Here is a 19029-nt window from a genome sequence, read left to right on the forward strand (position 1 = left end):
AACTCAAAATTACATCGTTGGCGGTAAAGCCGAATAATATTTTAACTGAATAATACTGGTTGGTACTGCACTCTCATTCCAAGCGGTATGGATGGATAATGCCGTACCAACTGCCGTTGCCTGCGAAACCGATGAAGCATATACTTCTGTATTCGGAATTGCGCCAGAAAGCAGATGCATATAAATTTCGTTCTTACTGAAACCGCCATCAACAAAGATGCGCTTAACACCATCACTTAAAATTAATTTTAGCGAATATTCTTGTTGTTTAACTAAATCGAAAATAAATTGATGATAGGCTTCTTCAGCAGTATTAAAAAGGTTTAAATCACGATCAGGAAAGGCAGAGTTTGCTGAGAACGAAGTAGCTACTTCCTTATTTTCGGGAAATTTGTAGTTTAATTTTAAAACGATTGAAGGATTGAACTTTAAGTGTTTGAACAGGTACGCAGCTCTGTCAAAATGTTTTGCAATGCGTGTTAACTGTTTTTCATGCTCATTACCAGCAAAAATTCTCGATGCTTTAACTGCTTTCCCTTTGTAAGTCATGTAACATAAACAATCTTGTTTAAGCTCTTCGGCGGTTAAAGGAATTTGATTAAATGGGTTTAAACTGATGCACCAAGTTCCGGTAGATAGCAATACGAAAGGTTCTGCAAAGTTTGCTAAATACGGAATTAATGCAGCAGAACTGTCGTGCAAGCCAATACCAACTTCATATTCTTTCCCTAAGTATGTGGTTGGTAAGCAAGAATCGGCAGGCATTAAAGTACCTAATTTTTCGAAAATGCCTTCTTCTTTTACCCATTTGTGATACTGGTTTTTAGAAAAATCCCACAGATGAGTATGGCAACCAATACTTGTAATATCGGCCACGGCTTTGCCAGTAATTAAAAAACTTAAATATTGCGGTAAATGCAAAGCCCATTTTACTTTTTTAAATATTGCGGGCTGTTCTTTCTTTAAACGATATAACTGAAGGCCAGAATTTAAGCTACCCAAAATTGGCGAAGCCGTATCTTGCGAAACTTTATCTTCACCACCATATTTGGCGTAAAATTCATTTTTTAAATCTTCCGGATATTCCTTTAAATAATTATACAATGGTGTAAGTGGCTTCCCTTTTTCATCGAGATAGACAAAACTTGCACCATAAGTAGAAAAATTTATGGCTTTAATATCAAATTCTTTAAGCTGAAAAACCTGTTGTAAAGAATCATAAACTGAAGATTTCAGACTATCCAAGTTTTCACAAGGTTCTCCATCTTCGTCTTCAGTTTCGATAAAGCGTGCACTGCGTTCGTAAACAATATTATAATCTTCATCCAGTAGGAAAAGCTTTTTATTTGTTTTTCCTACATCGAAAATGGCTATAACGGGTTTGGGCATGTTTTATAACTTATTTGCGTTAAATTATAAACCTGTGGCTACTGTTTTTTGCCCACGTTGCTGCACCAAATTATTTCTGCAACTCAAGTTGCGGTACAAACCAATTGGCGAAAGTGCCGCTCCTGCTCTCAATCTAGCTTCTGCAACAATCGATCTTAAATCGCTACGGAAAGTATTTTGTAAAATTTCTTGCGCCTTTGCAACATCATTTGTTTCTTGGGCTTCGATTAATGCTTTTCTATCAACAAATAATGCTTGTGCATAAGCCAACATAATCGCTTCAACAGATTGTAATAAATCTTCTAAAGGATCTTTTACGTTGTGAGATGCATCAATCATCCAACCCAAATCTTTCGCATGGTTCATTCCTTTAGCATCCATACCTTCAACCAACTCGTTAAAAATTAAGAAAAGTTGGTAAGGTTTAATACTTCCTGCGGTTAAATCATCGTCGCCATATTTCGAATCGTTGAAATGGAAACCGCCTAACTTACCTTCCATTAGTAATAAGGAAACGATTTGCTCGATGTTAGCGTTAGGTAAATGGTGACCTAAATCGACCAAAGTATAAGCTTTTTTACCCAATTTACTTGCGTACAATAACGATTGACCCCAATCGCCAACTGTGGTAGAATAAAAATTCGGTTCGAAAGCTTTGTACTCTACAAACATTTTCCAATCTTCTGGCAAAGCCGAATAAATTTCTTCTAAACTTTCTAACGTATTTTCAAATGCTTTACGAAAGTTTAATTGACCTGGAAAGCATGATCCATCTGCTAACCAAACCGTTAAAGCATTCGAATCTAAAGCAACACCTTGTTTAATTACTTCAATATTATGTTCAATAGCTTGTTTGCGAATAGCCTTATTTACATTTTGTAACGATCCAAACTTGTAACTATGTGCAGCATCAGCCTGATCTTGAAAAGTATTTGAATTCACGGCATCGAAAGTTAAACCATAGCTAGAGGCTAAAGCTTTTAACTCCGTAGCATTTTGTGGTATATCCCACGGAATATGTAAAGAAATTGATCCACTTGCGCCATTTAAGGCGTGTAATAAACCAACGTCTTCAATTTTTTCTTCAATGGTGCGCGGTTCGCCACCAGTAATGGCAAAACGGCCAAAACGCGTACCACCAGTTCCTAATGCCCAACTTGGAATTGCAATTTGAAAATCAACAAGTTTTTGAATAATGCTTTCAATATCCAAGTGCGACCAATCTGCCTTTAAATTATTTAACTTGCGTTGATGAGAAGTTAAAAGTGAATCGTTGTGCTGTTCTATTTGGTTGTGCTCAATTTTCATTAGAATATATTTAGGTTTAACTAGTTTGCAGTAACAATGCGCTTAATAATGACGAATAAGATTGTTAGCTTACTAGAAAATTTGGTTAAAATTCGGTTTTTATTTTTCGTCATCTCAATAAATTATTTCGATTATTGAGATGACGAATTTATCTGTTTTTATCCCAATGGGATGTAATTTTTATCTTACAAATGCCATTGCTACGCCACCATCTACATTTAAAATGTTTCCGGTAGATTTATTTAGCAACCCGCCAACAAACGCAAAGCAAGCATTGGCAATATCATCAGGTAAAATAATTTGATTTAACAAGGTGCGTTTTGCGTAATACGAAGGCAATTCGGCTACCGTAATACCATAAGCTTTTGCTCTTCCCTCGGCCCAGCCACCTGCCCAAATATTACTGTCGCTAATTACAGCATCAGGATTAACTACATTAACCCTAATGTGATCGGCACCAAGTTCTGCCGCATTTAAACGGCTTAAATGTAACTGCGCAGCTTTTGCACTACCGTAACCCGCATTGTTTGGCCCACTTACCAATGCATTTTTACTTACAATATTGATAATATCGCCACCAATGCTTTGTTTTTGCATGGTAAGTGCGGCGGCTTGCGTAACAAAGAATTGTCCTTTTACCAAAACATCATACAACAAATCCCAATCTTTTTCGGTATGATCTCCAATTGGTTTAGAAATTGATAATCCAGCATTATTCACAATAATATCTACGCCTCCAAAAGCTAAAGCAGCAGCACTAAATGCTTTATCAATATCAGTTGCACTGGTAACATCTAACTGTACAGTCGAATAAGAATCTTTACCAAACAACTTTTCGAACTCCGCTCCTGCTTCTTGCAAGCGCTCGGCATTCATATCATTCAATACAACAACACCGCCCTCTGCTACAAACTTTTTAGCAATCGCTTTTCCTATGCCACCTGCACTACCCGTAATCATTGCTATTTTACCAGTTAATGGTTTTGGTTTAGGCATTCGCTGCAATTTTGCTTCTTCTAACAACCAATATTCGATGTTAAACGCCTCTTGATGAGGTAAAGAAGTATATTCTGATACCGCTTCGGCACCTTTCATCACATTAATTGCATTGGTATAAAATTCTGCAGCTACTCTGGCGGTTTGTTTATCTTTAGAAAAAGTAAACATTCCAATGCCAGGATATAAAATTACAACTGGATTAGTATCGCGTACCGCAGGACTATTATCATGCTTACATGTTTCGTAATAATTGGTGTACATGGCACGATAAGCTTCAAAAGCAGGTACAAGTTTTTGCTTTAAAGTTTCAACATCAGTTAAATCAGCATCATTGGCAATATCTAAAACCAGCGGACTTATTTTGGTGCGCAGAAAGTGATCAGGACAACTTGTGCCCATTGGGGCAAGTCGGCTTAAATCGTTTGAATTAATAAACTCAAGTACGCGAGCATCATCGGTAAAATGCCCAATCATGTGTTGTTTAGATGAGCATAAACCACGTAAAACGGGCGCTAATAAAGCAGCTTGCTTTTTACGGTTATCTTCAGTTGCGCTTTCAATTTTTTGTCCGCCAAAAACAGGACCTTTTTTACCGTAATTTTCTTGTAAATAAGCCGAACAGATTTCGATAACCTCAAGCGTATTTACATAACTTTCGTAAGCAGTATCGCCCCAGGTAAACAAACCGTGAGAACCCAACATGATACCACGAATACCTGGATTTTCATCCAAACATTTTTTTAGCGATAAGCCGAGTTCAAAACCTGGCTTTTTCCATTCTACCCATCCAATTGTTCCGTTAAACAGTTCTTGGGTTATTTTTTTGCCATCTTTCGCTGCCGCAATTGCAATAGCAGCATCTGGATGAAGGTGATCTATATGTTTAAAAGGTAGAAAACCGTGTAGTGGTGTATCAATAGATGGCGCTTTTGAAGCTAAATCATAAATACAATGGTTAAATAAATCAACCATTTCATCTTCATGTTCTACACCTCTATAAATATTTTTGAGGCTACGCAAACGATCTACATATAATGCCGCTAAACCACTTTTTTTCAGCGTTCCTAAATCGCCACCAGAACCTTTAACCCACATCACTTCGGTTTCTAAACCCGTTAATGGATCAACCTCATTTAATTTACATGATGTGTTGCCACCGCCATAATTAGTTAAGCGGAGATCGGCACCAAGAAGATTTGAACGATATATAAGCAATGCAACTTCATCACCTTCTAATTTCGCAGCCTCTTGGTCGTCCCACAAATAGCTAACGTATTTATAATTACTTTCTTTAACAGACATATAATTGATATTTTTTCTTTTTAAAATTATTTAATTGAATTTCCGTAACCTACAATTAACACGGATGCAATAATGGTAACAATACCTACTATAACCGTAACGTATGTTTTCTTCGAAACGCCTTTCCATTCCTTAAGCACGATACCCCAAACGTTTGCCACTAATATAATGAAGGCCATGTGCAGGATCCAAGAACTGGCGCCATTCCCCATTTTGCTCTCTCCCATTCCATAAAAGAAGAATTGTAGAAACCAAGTTGTTCCGGCAAGTGCCGAAAAGATATAGTTTTTAAGTAAAGGTGTTTTTTTGTTTGCGTAATCTCCAAATGTTTTGTTTCTAGCGTTTAGAATCATACACCAAATAAAGTTAGTGGTTAAACCTCCCCAAAGGATGATAATATAGGTTACATTATTTGAAAATAGAAAATTTGTAGTTTCTGTAGGGTTTGCAGCTTTCCAAACTGTATTAACGGCATCTGCAATAGGTTTACCAGCTTCGATACCGAAATTGAAACACGCACTTAACACACCGGAAACAATGCCCACAAATAAACCTAAACCGAACTTATATTCTGTTTTAATTTCTAAACCGTGAGGATCGGTAACGGCAGTGCTGATTTCTTTCTCTTTCATCATCCCTGCTTTACCGCAGATGATTATACCCAAAACGCATACCAATAAACCCAATAAAACCATTCGTCCCCAATCGGTATGTAGAAACATGGTAAATGTATCTTTTCCTTCTTTAGGGAAAATATCAAAATAAATTGATGGTAAAATTGAGCCTAAAACCATGCAAAGACCCAAAATAATGCTACTACCTAAGGCAACACCAAGGTAACGAACACCTAAGCCGTATGTTAAACCGCCAATGCCCCACAATACACCAAATATGTAAGTTAAAAATAAAATGCTTCCACTAGCACTTGTTAAAAAATGCGTAAAATTTGGAACTGTTAAATATGCGGCCAAAGGCGGTACAATTAACCAAGAGAAAATTCCGCCAACGATCCAATAACTTTCCCATGACCATCCTTTTACTTTTTTATAGGGGATGTAAAAACTACCGGAAGCAAAACCCCCGATGAAATGAAAGAATACGCCTAAAATTGCTTGCATAATTTATTAATATTTGGTTTATCGAAAGTAAAAAATGATTGGTATTTAACTGTTATGAACTGTTATGGTGAAAAAATTTAAAGGTATTTAGACCTCTATTTATTGAAATTAATTTTGAATGCAAAAAAAAATAGATTGCTTTTCAGGCCAATTTTGCCTTAAAAAAAAGGTTGTTAATGAAGCATAATACCGCTATCTGTAGCAAATTAAATTTGAATTCTCGATAAAAATAGTGATGTGTTTTCCTTTTCAACCATCTTCTAAAAAACAGTATAACAAAAGAAGTCAAGCTTTTAAAGCTTGACTTCTTTGATTTAAAAGCTTGCAAAAGCACGAAACACTATACTCCTATTTATAGAAAATCGAATTTGAATTCGAAAAAAAATATTGATGTATTTTCCTTCTTAGCCATCTTCTAAAAAACAGTATAACAAAAGAAGTCAAGCTTTTAAAGCTTGACTTCTTTGATTTAACAGCTTGCAAAAGCATGAAACACTATATTCTTATTTATAGAAAATCGAATTTGGATTCGAAAAAAAAATATTGATGTATTTTCCTTCTCAACCATCTTCTAAAAAACAGTATAACAAAAGAAGTCAAGCTTTTAAAGCTTGACTTCTTTGATTTAACAGCTTACAAAAGCATGAAACACTATACTCCTATTTATAGAAAATCGAATTTGAATTCGAAAAAAAAATATTGATGTATTTTCCTTCTCAGCCATCTTCTACAAAACAGTATAACAAAAGAAGTCAAGCTTTTAAAGCTTGACTTCTTTGATTTAACAGCTTGCAAAAGCATGAAACATTTGAATAGTTATTTGCTTAACACTTCTACAATAGGTTTTCCAATTGCGCCATTAGGCATTTGAATATGTAAGAAAGCTGCAACCGTTGGTGCGATATCTGTCATATAAGTTTCGCGGTTTGTAGCACCATGTTTTATTCCCCAACCCATAAATATTAATGGAATATGCGTATCTGTTGGGCCATACAAACCATGCGTTGTACCTGTTGAACCACCAGAAAACCAGCCCGGATCACTTATAATTTGAACATCGCCACTGCGTTTATAGTTGTAGCCGTTTATAATCCGCTCTTTAATGTAATTTGGTATAGAGGCTGCTTGAATGTTATCTAAATCAACCGCAAAAGATATACCCGGTTGTTTACGAAGAAAATTGATAGATTCTTGTTTAACTAAATTGTAGTCTAATTTCTTCTTATCAATTAAATCAGCATTATAATAAACTTGGTAAGACGATACTCGAGTAACTAATTTTTCTACATCGAATTTGCCTTTCAGGTATTCGTTTAAGGATGCTCTTATCGCGCCTGTATTCACATTTTCTGATGGAATTTTATGTGCTTGGTTAAATTTTATCGAGTTGGAGGCGCCGTGATCGGCAGTAAGAAATACAGTGTAATTTCCTTTGCCTACTTTCTTATCTAATGCATCGAAAAAAGCACCCAAATCTTTATCTAAACGTAAGTAAACGTCTTCAACCTCAACCGAATTTGGTCCATACATGTGTCCAACATAATCCGTCGAAGCACAATTTATGGCTAAAAAGTCTGTCGCACTACCTTTTCCCAATTGGTAAGCATCTAAAGTTGCTTTTGCAAATTCTAAAGTTAATGTGTTTCCAAAAGGTGTGTCTCTAAAATCTTCGCGAGAGTTTTTATAAACACTAGAAATTAAATGCGGAAAAATGGATTCTGTTTCGCCTTTAAATTTTCCTTCCCAAATAGCATTGTCGGGTAAACTTTGTGTGTAGGTTTCAATCGGATATAAAGTATGCCAATCTTTAGCAATAAGTTTATCAATATGTTTTGCTTGATTAAAATCGTTTACCCATTTTGGCAACTGTTGCATATAATAGCTACTGGTGATAAAGTTCCCAGAGTCATCATCTAACCAAAATGCAGCAGTTGGCGTGTGTCCGGCTGGCAGTATCGACGCTCTATCTTTTAGAGATACGCCCACAATTTTAGATTGGAAATTAGATGCAATTGCTAACTCATCAGTAATGGTAGATGCCAATAAATTTCGAGGCGACATTTGCCCCGATTTACCAGTCGTACCAACGCTTTGCACCGCACTATCTGAGGTGCAGTAAACACTTTTTCCACTTGCTCTATCAATCCAATTGTTATCAGTAATACCGTGTATAGCAGGTACGGAACCCGTATAAATTGTAGAGTGACCAACCGCTGTAACCGATGGAATATAATTGATTAGGGTATTTTCGCAACTAAAACCTTGTTTTAATAAGCGTTTAAAACCAGTTTCGCCATACCTGTCATAAAATCTATATAAGTAATCCCACCGCATTTGATCGATTACGATACCAACCACCAATTTCGGTTTTGGCAAAGTATTATCAGTTACTTTGGCTTTTTGCGCTTGCACAGCAAAACTAGAAGCGATTAGCAAAAGCAAAATTAAAAAGTTTCTCGCTGTCGTAAAATAAAATTTTCTAGCGGGTAAATTCACTTTAAATTGTAGCATATTCAATCTGGGTTTTATACTTTAAATAGTGTTATTAATTTGATAAAAGCATACGTTAAATATTTTCAACATAAATATCGACTACTAAAACTCACAATTATCCTCAAAAGATAAAAATTAGATCATTTTAGGTAACAGTTTTCAAACTTAATAATTTACAGGTAATACTAGGTTAAGTAAATGTTAAATTTCATTATTTTTAGCCATGCTGTAAGTTCACGAAATTATAATCTATTCTCCCTAATTTAATGTAACAATCACATTGTTAAAGAAACTGCAGATGTAGTGTGAGGGAAATTAATCTCTAAATTTTGCTAAATAAATGGATACGATTTTAGTTGGAGGTACCAGTAATTTAACGCTATTTAAAACCAAAAAAGCCTACCAACTAAATGGCAAGCTTTAATAAAACAATAAAAGATTAAAAATTACCTGGCATAAACGCCATTGGGAGAAACTACCGATGCTGGACCCCCAGTAATGCCCACTGGTGGAATAATTAGGTTAATGGCCTCGCCATTTATTTTAACAACAGTTTTGCGTGCATGAATTTCTACGCCTTGTTGGTAAAATGGAGGCATTGCCGAAGGCGTTCTATCAATTAAATACGGATCTGAAAAATCAGTCATGTCCACTTCAAAAGTATAATTGCCCACTTTGCAAACCGCAAGTGCTTTATCTTTAGTCACATCAATATTAATTTCTGCCTTTAACACTGGCGCAAATTCAAAAGGCGTATCTGCAAAAATGTTTGGCCCGAAATATTCTCCCACGGTTTGATTATCACTCACGAAGCCCATTACTGCTGGTGCAGATTGAGGATCTGGTTGCCACAAAATCATACCGCTTGCTGCGCAACCAATTGGTGTATTTACCATTCTCGCTAAGTGGACTATTAAATTTGGCATTTGAAAATCTGGAGAAGTAAGGGCGACTAAATCAATTCCACCTTCCCAACTCATCCATTTAGATACATTGTTCATATTCGTTTGTTTATAATTTATGATATAAATGTATGGTGATGAGCGTGTGATGGCAATACCCATAAAAGGGTATTTTGAGTTTTGCCCATAAAAAAAGCCACTTCAAAAAATGAAATGGCTTTTTAATGGAATATTTTTTTGGTTATCTGTATCTAACTTGTTGTTGCTTATCCATCATCCCCATTTGATCTTTCATTTGTTTAATCTGATCGGCCAATAATTTATTCTTATCTGCTTTTTTAGCTTCGGCTAAATACATGGTTGCTTCGCGCTTATTTCTTTTTGCAATAGAAATTCCGGCAAGACTTAACTTTGCCAATGCAATATTATGATCCATTTGCATACCCAAAGCCAACGATTTTTTGAAATACTTTTCACTTTGCATAGGTGCTGTTCTGCTTTGTATTAAACCTATTAAAAGATTATAGTAGCCATGTTGTACTTTAACCAATTGAGTTTCGTAATTTGTAATGCGCTTTAAAAACATATCGGCTTTTGGCATATTATCTTTACGTAAAAACCATTGTGCTAAAAGCATGTTCTCATTAAAGAAAAAAGTTATAATTACAATGATACTTAATAAAACAGCGAGTATGCCCCAAGGCCAAAATCCGAAATAAAATAATGCAACGGAACCACCCAAAAGCGCAAACCCAATTATTAATCTGATAAAATTTGGCATAAAATTTATTCTAAATATATTTTTGCAAATATCGTGTTTAAATAGCAGAATTTAAATTTTAAAACAATAATTTCAACAAAAAAAATAAAACCATGAAAAACATCCTTACCATTTGCCTAATTCTATTTGCCATGAACGTTAATGCACAAGAAGTTAATAAAAAAATCCACGATCAAACGAAAAATAAAGATGTATTAATTAACGCTTGTACCAGAGCAGGAATTACTTCATTTCCAGAATTTAAAGAAATGTACGATCCTATTTATGAAGCGTATAACCCTGATGCTGCAACTATCATTGAGATAAAAAAGCTAATACACAACCAAAAAATCAAAATTGTTTTAGGCACTTGGTGTGGCGATAGCAAAGTGAATGTACCTAACTTTTACAAAGTGTTAGATGCTTTAAAGTTTAAAGAAAAAAATATTGAAATTATAGCTGTTGATGGAAATAAGAAATCAGAAAACGGTATTATTGATGGTTTAAACATCACACAGGTACCCACATTTATTATTATGGACAGAAAAGGTATAGAAATTGGTAGAATTGTAGAACACCCGAAAACAACTTTAGAAGGCGATTTACTTGCCATCCTAAAAAAATAACTACCAACAGCACCAAATATATATATGTCTGCAACGATAGAACCCGGTTGGCTAGCGGTTTTAAATGAAGAATTTGAGAAAGACTACATGAAAAGTCTTAAATCTTTCCTTCAGGATGAAAAAACAAGAGGTTATGAAATTTTTCCGAAAGGAAGCGATATTTTTAACGCATTAAATAGTACCCGTTTCGATGATGTTAAAGTGGTAATTTTAGGGCAAGACCCTTACCATGGGGTTGGCCAAGCACATGGACTATCGTTTTCTGTACAAAAAGGAACGACTATTCCACCCTCATTAAAAAATATTTATAAGGAGTTGACTACGGACATTGAAGGTTTTTACACACCAACCCATGGTAACTTAACACAATGGGCACAACAAGGTGTACTTTTGTTAAATGCAACGCTTACTGTTCGGGCTTCAGAACCTGGATCTCACCAAAAACGAGGCTGGGAAATTTTTACCGATGAGGTAATTAAAGCACTCTCGGAAAAGCGAGAAAATATTGTTTTTCTATTGTGGGGCAAATATGCGCAACAAAAGGCTTCGTTAATCGATCAGAAAAAACATCATGTTTTAACAGCGCCACACCCTTCCCCATTTTCGGTGCATACGGGTTTCTACGGCTCAAACCATTTTTCGAAAGCAAATAAGCTTTTGATAAAAAATAATTTGAAACCGATTGATTGGCAAATAACACCATAAAATGAATGCATATTTTATTAGTGGTTTAGGTGTTGATGAACGCATATTTCTCTGGATTAGCACTTAGCGGCAAAATTAAGATGAAACATTTAATTTGGATCATTTAAGAGCTGGCATTCCTAAGCGCAGGGTCATTGCACCAAAAATCGGTAAAAACCACGAGCTTGCCCCGAAGAAATATCGAAGAACTAGGCTCTCTGCACTCGCTTTACCCCTTTTACCGATTTTTTTATCCCGTTGCTTGGGAAAAGCAGGCTAAGTAGTAGCGCAAAAAGTAAAAGAAAAATTAGTGGTTTCTAATTTGGATGGTGCTTTTAACCCAAAAGGACGAAAGCCGAAACGAGCACAAGCGGGACGCTATGCGCTAGAATTAACGATTATTTGCTTGCGCTAAAGGGGGTCATTGCACAAAAAATCGGTAAAACCCACGAGTTTGCCCCGAAGAAATATCGGAACTAGGCTCTCTGCACTCGCGCTACCCCTTTTATCGATTTTTTTATCCCGTTGCTTGGGAAAAGCAGGCCAGGTAACAGCGCAAACAGTAAAAGAAAAATTAACGGTTTTTAATTTGGGCAGTGCTTTTAACCCAAAAGGACGAAAGCTTAAATTAGCACAAGCGGGACGCTATGCGCTAGAGTTAACGATTATTTGCTTGCGCCAGAGGGGGCTAGAACGGCTGCTTTATTTTTTTAAAATATATTTCTTGAATAAAATCTTGATTATCCTTTGGTGTAGCTCCATTGATGTAAAAAATTGAATCTTGGGTCCAAACACCTGAAAATTGATTTCCTTGATAGTCTTCGTCTGGAAATTTCCAACTCTTATAGTACATTCTATTCCAATCTTCCACATCTCTGCCCCCAGCTAGCCATTTGCCTGAACTTCCAAATAGAAATGGTACATCAAAATTTAATTTAAAAGTTGAGTCAGAATAGAAAGAAATTTTTAATTTCCCATACAACAAAGAGTCTTTAGTATACCCCAATCTGGCCCCAATCTGGCGCAAGCGTCTCCCCAATCTGGCGCAAGCGTGTCGCTTGTGACTTAACACTAAAAACAATTTAAACCTAAATATATCTTGTTCTAATTTACAAATACATCACAAGCGGGACGCTTGCGCTAGAATAACAGATTAAAGCCTAGTGCTGTAGCTGGCAAAAAATAATTTCCCCCAATCTGGCGCAAGCGTCTCGCTTGTGACTTAACACTAAAAACAATTTAAACCTAAATATATCTTGTTCTAATTTACAAATACATCACAAGCGGGACGCTTGCGCTAGAATAACAGATTAAAGCCTAGTGCTTTAGCTGGCAAAAAATAATATCAAAATCTAAAATATAGATCCCTCGAAACTCGGGATGACAAAGCGCAAAACCATCAAAACTCAAAACCTTCTTTCAGACACCTAAATGGGTAAAACTATTGAAATTTAATACTCCAAAGGCACGATCGGCTCCTTTTTGGTGGTACTCATAATCATCATCGTTTGGAAAGTTTTCACTACAGATATTTTGCTGATTTTCTCCATAATTAAACGTTCATACGATTTAATATCCTTTACATAAACTTTAAGCAAAAAATCTGCTTGACCAGTAACATGATGGCATTCGGTAATTTCTTTTATTTGGTTTACTTCATCCAAAAAGATTTGAATGGTGTTGTTTTTATGAAAATCTAATTGGATTTGGATAAATGTTTTTATACCCAAGCCAAGCTTTTCCTCATCAACCAAAGCATGGTAACTTTTTATATAGCCAGCCATTTCAAGTTTGCGCACACGCTCTAATGTAGGCGCCGGCGATAACCCTATTTCTTGAGATAAAAGTAAGTTCGTAATTCTACCGTTTTCTTGTAAAATTCTTAAAATTTTAAAATCTATTTTATCTAATTCTGCAGCCATATTCGTCAAAGGTAAATCAAGACATTGCTATAACCAAATTTAATTTTAAAAATTTGCAAAAAATATAACATAAATTTTAAATATTAATTTTTAGATTTGTCTAAATTAAAAGTTAGATATATTTAAATGCAAAGCTTTACAGAGGAAAATTATCTTAAAATAATTTATCATTTGTCTGATAAAACGGCAACTGTGCAAACAAATGCCATTGCAGAGCAGATTCAAACCAAGCCTGCATCGGTTACAGATATGTTAAAAAAGCTATCGGAAAAGGGTTTGGTAGATTACGTAAAGTACCAAGGAGCTTCGTTAACGGCTAAAGGAAGGGACGCAGCGATTAAAGTTGTGCGCAAACACCGCTTATGGGAGGTGTTTTTAGTTGACAAACTAAATTTTAAGTGGGATGAAGTGCACGAAGTAGCAGAGCAGTTAGAGCATATTAAATCTGCAGCATTGGTAGAACGGTTAGATTCTTTTTTAGGTTTCCCGAAAATTGATCCCCATGGAGACCCTATCCCCGATAAAAATGGAAAATTTGAAGATGCTACTTTTACTAAATTGATAGAATTGAGCGTAAATGACTTCGGCACGATAACAGGTGTTAGCGAGCATAGTTCTCCATATTTAAAACATTTAGAAAAAATCGGCTTAACCTTGGGTAAACAAATTAAAGTTGTAGCTATTACTGAGTTTGATGGATCATTAGAGATAATATACAACGATACAACGGTTAACGTGAGCAGAGAAGTTGCAAAACATATTTTAATTACGAAATTACATGAGTAATACAGAATCGCTTAGCGAAGTACACCAAAGCGTCGATCCGAATAAAAGAAAAGGCTGGCGTCGCATCTTATCATTTATAGGCCCTGCTTATCTTATAAGCGTAGGTTATATGGATCCTGGCAACTGGGCGACAGATTTGGCCGGCGGAAGTAAGTTTGGCTATCAACTTATTTGGGTACTCTTAATGTCTAACCTTATTGCCTTGTTGCTGCAATCCTTAAGTTCACGTTTGGGTATTGTTCGAGGGTTAGATTTAGCACAAGCATCCAAACAAGCATATCCGCGCTGGGCAAATATTCCGTTGTTTGGCCTGGCACAAACTGCAATTATAGCTTGCGATTTAGCAGAAATAATAGGCATGGCGATTGGTTTACAGCTTTTATTCGGTTTGCCATTAATTTGGGGTATTTCAATCACCATATTTGATACCTTATTATTGCTTTTCCTTATGAATAGAGGTATGCGCGCCATGGAAGGGTTTATTGTGTCGATGGTTTTTATCGTAGGTATTTCCTTCCTCATCGAAATGTTTATCGTAGAACCATCGCTAAAAGAGATTGCAAAAGGTTTCGAGCCATCTGCACTATCAGGTGATGCATTGTATATCGCAATAGGAATTATCGGTGCAACCGTGATGCCGCACAACCTATATCTCCACTCCTCGCTGGTGCAAACCCGAAAAATTGAGCGCACTAATAAAGGGATAAAAGAAGCTTTAAAATTTAACCTGATTGATACCACAGTAGCACTTAATCTAGCATTTTTTGTAAATGCCGCAATTTTAATTTTAGCAGCAGCTGCTTTCTACACCAACGGTCATCACGATATAGCAGAGATTCAGGATGCACATAAACTTTTATCAAATATTTTTGGTGATGTTGCACCTGCCCTTTTTGCGATTGCTTTAATTGCTGCCGGCCAAAGTTCTACCATCACTGGTACTTTAGCAGGCCAAATTGTAATGGAAGGCCATATAAATCTTCGCATTCAACCTTGGTTGCGTCGTTTAATTACGAGGCTTTTGGCTATTATTCCTGCATTTTTTACAATTTTATATTATGGTAATGACGCATTAGGTGGATTGCTGATTTTGAGTCAGGTGGTTTTGAGTTTGCAATTAGGTTTTGCGGTTATTCCGTTAATTCACTTCAATTCGGATAAAAAATTGATGAAAGATTTCGCTATTAAAACTTGGGTTAAGGTTTTAGCTTGGTTAAGTGCTGCAACAATTCTTATTTTAAATGTAAAACTTGTAATTGAAGAAGTAAGCACTTGGACTCAAAGTAGCGGGTCGTGGTGGATTTATGTCATCCTTTACCCAGCAATTGCAGCAATTGTTTTATTGTTGTTGTACGTGTTCTTTCATCCCCTAATCAAAAGTAAAAACGAAGATCGGCAAATTGTTCCACACGGAAATGCGCTTGACATTGGTAAAATTGATAAGATAAATTATCGCAATATTGGAATCGCGGTTGATTTCTCCAAAAACGATGTAAATACAATTCGACATGCCTTAATTCAGGGGGGCAAAGAAGCGCATTATTATTTAATTCACGTAGTGGAAACTGCGGCAGCGCGTTATCATGGCGATCGGGTTATGGATCATGAAACGCAGGCAGATGGAGAGAATTTGGAAAAATACAAAACTAATCTCGCCGATTTAGGTTATGATTCATCAACATTTATTGGCTTTGGCTCTACCGCGAAAGCGATTGCCGAAATTAGCAATAAAAACGAATTAGATTTATTGGTAATGGGCGCCCACGGACATAAAGGATTAAAAGATTTAATTTTTGGTACTACCGTTGATGCCGTTAGACATAAAGTTAGTATGCCAGTTTTAATTATTAGGTAATTTAGTTTATGATCTGATTAAAAGGGGTTTACCTATTTCGGATGCGGTTAATGATAGCTACTTCAATTTAAAATAAGTTTACCGCAACCATGAAAAAAAATTAAATTGAAGCAGATGTAGGTGGCAAAAACAAAGAGAAAGTTCATTTTATCGGCTTTTCTTTCAGATATTAGCACAGAATTATGAAGAACGATATTCAAATAAAAAATAAAAGAGCGTATTTCGATTACAATTTAATAGATAAGTATATTGCTGGTATTGCATTGCTGGGCACCGAGATTAAGGCTATCCGACAGGGCAAAGCCAATATGACTGATGCTTTTTGTACGTTTATTGGTGGCAATTTATACGTCCGAAATCTTCATATTTCCGAATATAGCCATAGCTCATTTTATCATCATGATATCAAAAGAGATAGGGCTTTACTTTTGCAGAAAAAAGAAATCAAAAAATTAAAAGCCAAAGGAGAAGAGAAAGGTTATACCATTGTGCCTTTAAGAATTTTTGTAAACGAGAGAGGTTATGCAAAAATAGAAATTGCGCTTGCTCAAGGTAAAAAAGAATTTGACAAACGTGAAAGTATGAAGGATAAAGATGTGAAGCGTGAAATGGATAGAGCGATGAAATTTTAGATCAGTTATCAATTTGCAATTGCCAGTTTACATAACCATGATTACTATACTCCGTTCCGTTCGTAAATCGTAATTCTAAAATCGTAATTCCACTTTACCATGCCTGATCGCCTACCAATGGCACAAATCTAAAAGTATCTAACTCTATTCTATCAAAGTCGTTTTCGCTTATACGAATTACAGTAATCATTTTTTGGGTTTTTTCATCACCTACCGGGATTACCAAAATACCGCCAATTTTTAATTGTTTTAATAAAATTTCGGGTACAAGAGGAGCTCCCGCAGTTACAATAATTTTATCATAAGGAGCATGTTCGGCAATTCCTTTAGAGCCATCGCCACAATAAAAGTTTGCTTTATAGCCCATTCCCGGTAAAACTTGAATGGTTCTGTTGAAAATATTTTCTTGTCGCTCGATGGTAAAAACTTTAGCGCCAAGCTCCATCAATATACAAGTTTGATAGCCAGAACCTGTACCAATTTCTAATACCTTATCGCCTTTTTTAATATGCAGTAATTCGCTTTGATAGGCAACTGTATAAGGTTGCGAAATGGTTTGCCCATCTCCTATCGGGAAAGCGATATCTTTATAAGATTGATTCCAAAAAGTCTCGTCAAAAAAGAAATGACGGGGTACTTTTCCAATTGCTTTGAGTACATTTTCATCTCCAATACCGCGAGATTTTAATAGCTCAACCAACTTCTTCCTTGCACCCTGCTCCCGGTAATTATCAACAAATTTATACGCCATACTCCCTCAAAATTAACTTTTTTTAATTGCTGATGCAAGATAAAAACAAATACACTTTTCTTAATTTGATTTATTTAGTAAATATTTTTACCTAAAATTATGGAACTTAGCATAGTATGAAAATTAATAAAAGAGCTAAAGTTTAAAATTTTCCAAAACTCAAATTTAAAGCGTGTGTTAATTAATTAAATCGCTAAGGTTAGCTTGTTCCAATACATATCTCGCCGAAGTTCCAGTTTCTATTGATGACCATTTGATCAGGCTAATTTTACCATTCTCGATTTCAATTCCTGTGATGTCACCATCACTGAAACAGCAACATCCGCTATTAAAATACCTTGGGATATATTTTCTAAATCGAGGTGCTTTGTCGCCTATTTTAATTCTTTTGTTAATTTCGGCTAATAATTCGTCAACTTTATCTTTTTGATTGTTCTTTTTGGCTTCAGTTAGCTGTACATATAAGCGCTCTAAATGCGTTAGCGATGCAAAAACGGGTTGATGCGTGTGCCCCGTAATTAAAACTATATTTTCTTGATTTACCACCCAACTGTACATCATTTTGTTGTGTAGCGTTTTTAACTGATTGTCATAAGCAGGCGTATTTGGGTTAAGTCGCAAAAACGATTGAAAGGGCGCCCAAACATTGCTCACAAACCATTTGCTAAACCAATTTCCATCACTTTGCAAATCGCCTTGGTGGCCATGTGTTAAGAAAATATTTAGTACCTGATTGTTTAACTTTATTTTTAAAATTGCCCCTTCATAAATAGGAATCTTTTTCCCATAAATCCTATTCAAATTAAATCCAGCGAGTGGATCGTTATCCCAATACAAATCGTGGTTACCAAAAATCTTTGTAAAAGCATTTCTATTGATAAACATTTTTTCGGCCTGAAAAGTTGCCTTATTGTGTTTAATTACCGATTCTAAAAGGTTTTCCCATAAATCTTCGCTATCACCTAAATTGATGTAATGGAACAATTCGTTGTTGTAATATTTAAGGGCATGTAAATAATTGTTTTCCGAGAACATAAAATCGTCGGCGTAATCTCTCGCACCTTTATGTTGATCAGAAAGGATGACAAATTTATCTTTTTCGTTAATTTCAAAAATTAAACCTCGTTTACCGGGTTCTTTATTTATGGTTCTAAATAATTTTGTTAATGCGCTATGAATACGTTTACGATTTGGTCGTGAACCAAATTTGTTCGACATTCGAATAACCCAATCACTTAATAACTTTTTTAAAAATTTACGCATTAAACAACATTGTGTTAAATTAACAAAGTTTAAAATTAACGGTTTTGGCAGTAATTATCATTTTATATTGTCAACTAAATATAGCCAGAACTCGCATTTAAAACAAAAAAAAGAGTATGTACCACGAACTGTGTCAAAGCGTTAAACCTTTAAACACAATTAGCGATGAGAACAGGAGAAGATTTTGATTTTGAGAGCTTCAAAAACGAAGCAATGGCTGGGCTAAGTTCCGGCGAAAA

At 35.6% G+C, this 19029-nt stretch carries 16 protein-coding genes; 5 read left to right on the forward strand and 11 right to left on the reverse strand.

The window, feature by feature from the left end; all coding sequences use genetic code 11:
* Positions 1-9: 9 nt before the first annotated feature.
* The 7 genes from EZJ43_RS15800 to EZJ43_RS15830 all read right to left on the reverse strand — a co-directional run bounded on the left by EZJ43_RS15800 (position 10) and on the right by EZJ43_RS15830 (position 10292).
* Positions 10-1389, reverse strand: a complete 1380-nt coding sequence (locus EZJ43_RS15800) for an FGGY-family carbohydrate kinase (RefSeq protein WP_133263688.1) — start codon at positions 1387-1389, stop codon at positions 10-12.
* Positions 1390-1413: 24 nt separating this feature from the next.
* A complete protein-coding gene (locus EZJ43_RS15805) occupies positions 1414-2697 on the reverse strand; it encodes a sugar isomerase (protein ID WP_133263689.1) in 1284 nt (427 codons plus the stop codon).
* Positions 2698-2877: 180 nt separating this feature from the next.
* A complete protein-coding gene (locus EZJ43_RS15810; RefSeq protein WP_133263690.1) occupies positions 2878-4998 on the reverse strand; it encodes a bifunctional aldolase/short-chain dehydrogenase in 2121 nt (706 codons plus the stop codon).
* Positions 4999-5024: 26 nt separating this feature from the next.
* Positions 5025-6116 (reverse strand): L-rhamnose/proton symporter RhaT, encoded by a 1092-nt coding sequence (gene rhaT, locus EZJ43_RS15815; RefSeq protein ID WP_133263691.1) that lies wholly within the window; start codon positions 6114-6116, stop codon positions 5025-5027.
* Positions 6117-6932: 816 nt separating this feature from the next.
* Positions 6933-8627, reverse strand: coding sequence for an alkaline phosphatase PafA (gene pafA, locus EZJ43_RS15820; protein WP_133263692.1), 1695 nt, complete (start codon positions 8625-8627; stop codon positions 6933-6935).
* Positions 8628-9055: 428 nt separating this feature from the next.
* Entirely contained in the window at positions 9056-9610 is a 555-nt protein-coding gene (locus EZJ43_RS15825) for a hypothetical protein (protein WP_133263693.1), read from the reverse strand.
* Between the two features lie 142 nt (positions 9611-9752).
* On the reverse strand, positions 9753-10292 hold the full coding sequence (locus EZJ43_RS15830) for a DUF2892 domain-containing protein (RefSeq protein ID WP_133263694.1): 540 nt from the start codon (positions 10290-10292) through the stop codon (positions 9753-9755).
* A gap of 92 nt (positions 10293-10384) precedes the next feature.
* Here EZJ43_RS15830 and EZJ43_RS15835 point away from each other — a divergent pair, with 92 nt between their 5' ends.
* The gene (locus EZJ43_RS15835) at positions 10385-10897 is read left to right on the forward strand and encodes a thioredoxin family protein (protein WP_133263695.1); all 513 of its coding nucleotides are present in this window, start codon (positions 10385-10387) and stop codon (positions 10895-10897) included.
* Positions 10898-10921: 24 nt separating this feature from the next.
* Positions 10922-11602 (forward strand): uracil-DNA glycosylase, encoded by a 681-nt coding sequence (gene ung, locus EZJ43_RS15840; RefSeq protein ID WP_133263696.1) that lies wholly within the window; start codon positions 10922-10924, stop codon positions 11600-11602.
* Positions 11603-12269: 667 nt separating this feature from the next.
* On the opposite strand, the gene EZJ43_RS15845 is transcribed toward ung, so the two are convergent.
* Together EZJ43_RS15845 and EZJ43_RS15850 are read right to left on the reverse strand one after the other, a co-directional pair.
* Positions 12270-12587 carry a hypothetical protein gene (locus EZJ43_RS15845; RefSeq protein WP_133263697.1) on the reverse strand — a complete coding sequence of 106 codons (318 nt, stop codon included), beginning with the start codon at positions 12585-12587 and terminating at the stop codon, positions 12270-12272.
* Positions 12588-13032: 445 nt separating this feature from the next.
* Positions 13033-13503, reverse strand: a complete 471-nt coding sequence (locus EZJ43_RS15850) for an Lrp/AsnC family transcriptional regulator (protein WP_133263698.1) — start codon at positions 13501-13503, stop codon at positions 13033-13035.
* A 126-nt stretch (positions 13504-13629) separates the two neighbouring features.
* On the opposite strand from EZJ43_RS15850, the gene EZJ43_RS15855 reads away from it, so the two are divergent.
* The 3 genes from EZJ43_RS15855 to smpB all read left to right on the forward strand — a co-directional run bounded on the left by EZJ43_RS15855 (position 13630) and on the right by smpB (position 16776).
* Positions 13630-14289, forward strand: a complete 660-nt coding sequence (locus tag EZJ43_RS15855) for a metal-dependent transcriptional regulator (protein WP_133263699.1) — start codon at positions 13630-13632, stop codon at positions 14287-14289.
* Positions 14282-16144 (forward strand): Nramp family divalent metal transporter, encoded by a 1863-nt coding sequence (locus EZJ43_RS15860; RefSeq protein ID WP_133263700.1) that lies wholly within the window; start codon positions 14282-14284, stop codon positions 16142-16144. Before EZJ43_RS15855 ends, EZJ43_RS15860 begins: the two co-directional genes overlap by 8 nt.
* A 182-nt stretch (positions 16145-16326) precedes the next feature.
* Positions 16327-16776, forward strand: a complete 450-nt coding sequence (gene smpB / locus EZJ43_RS15865) for an SsrA-binding protein SmpB (protein WP_133263701.1) — start codon at positions 16327-16329, stop codon at positions 16774-16776.
* A 94-nt stretch (positions 16777-16870) separates the two neighbouring features.
* Here smpB and EZJ43_RS15870 read toward each other — a convergent pair whose 3' ends face one another.
* Both EZJ43_RS15870 and EZJ43_RS15875 read right to left on the reverse strand, forming a co-directional pair.
* Positions 16871-17527 (reverse strand): protein-L-isoaspartate(D-aspartate) O-methyltransferase, encoded by a 657-nt coding sequence (locus EZJ43_RS15870; RefSeq protein WP_133263702.1) that lies wholly within the window; start codon positions 17525-17527, stop codon positions 16871-16873.
* A 177-nt stretch (positions 17528-17704) separates the two neighbouring features.
* Positions 17705-18745: a metallophosphoesterase family protein gene (locus EZJ43_RS15875; RefSeq protein WP_243718116.1), complete on the reverse strand. Its 1041-nt coding sequence runs from the start codon at positions 18743-18745 to the stop codon at positions 17705-17707.
* Positions 18746-19029: the final 284 nt, after the last annotated feature.

Source organism: Pedobacter changchengzhani (genome assembly GCF_004354365.1).
In the GTDB taxonomy this organism is placed as follows: domain Bacteria; phylum Bacteroidota; class Bacteroidia; order Sphingobacteriales; family Sphingobacteriaceae; genus Pedobacter; species Pedobacter changchengzhani.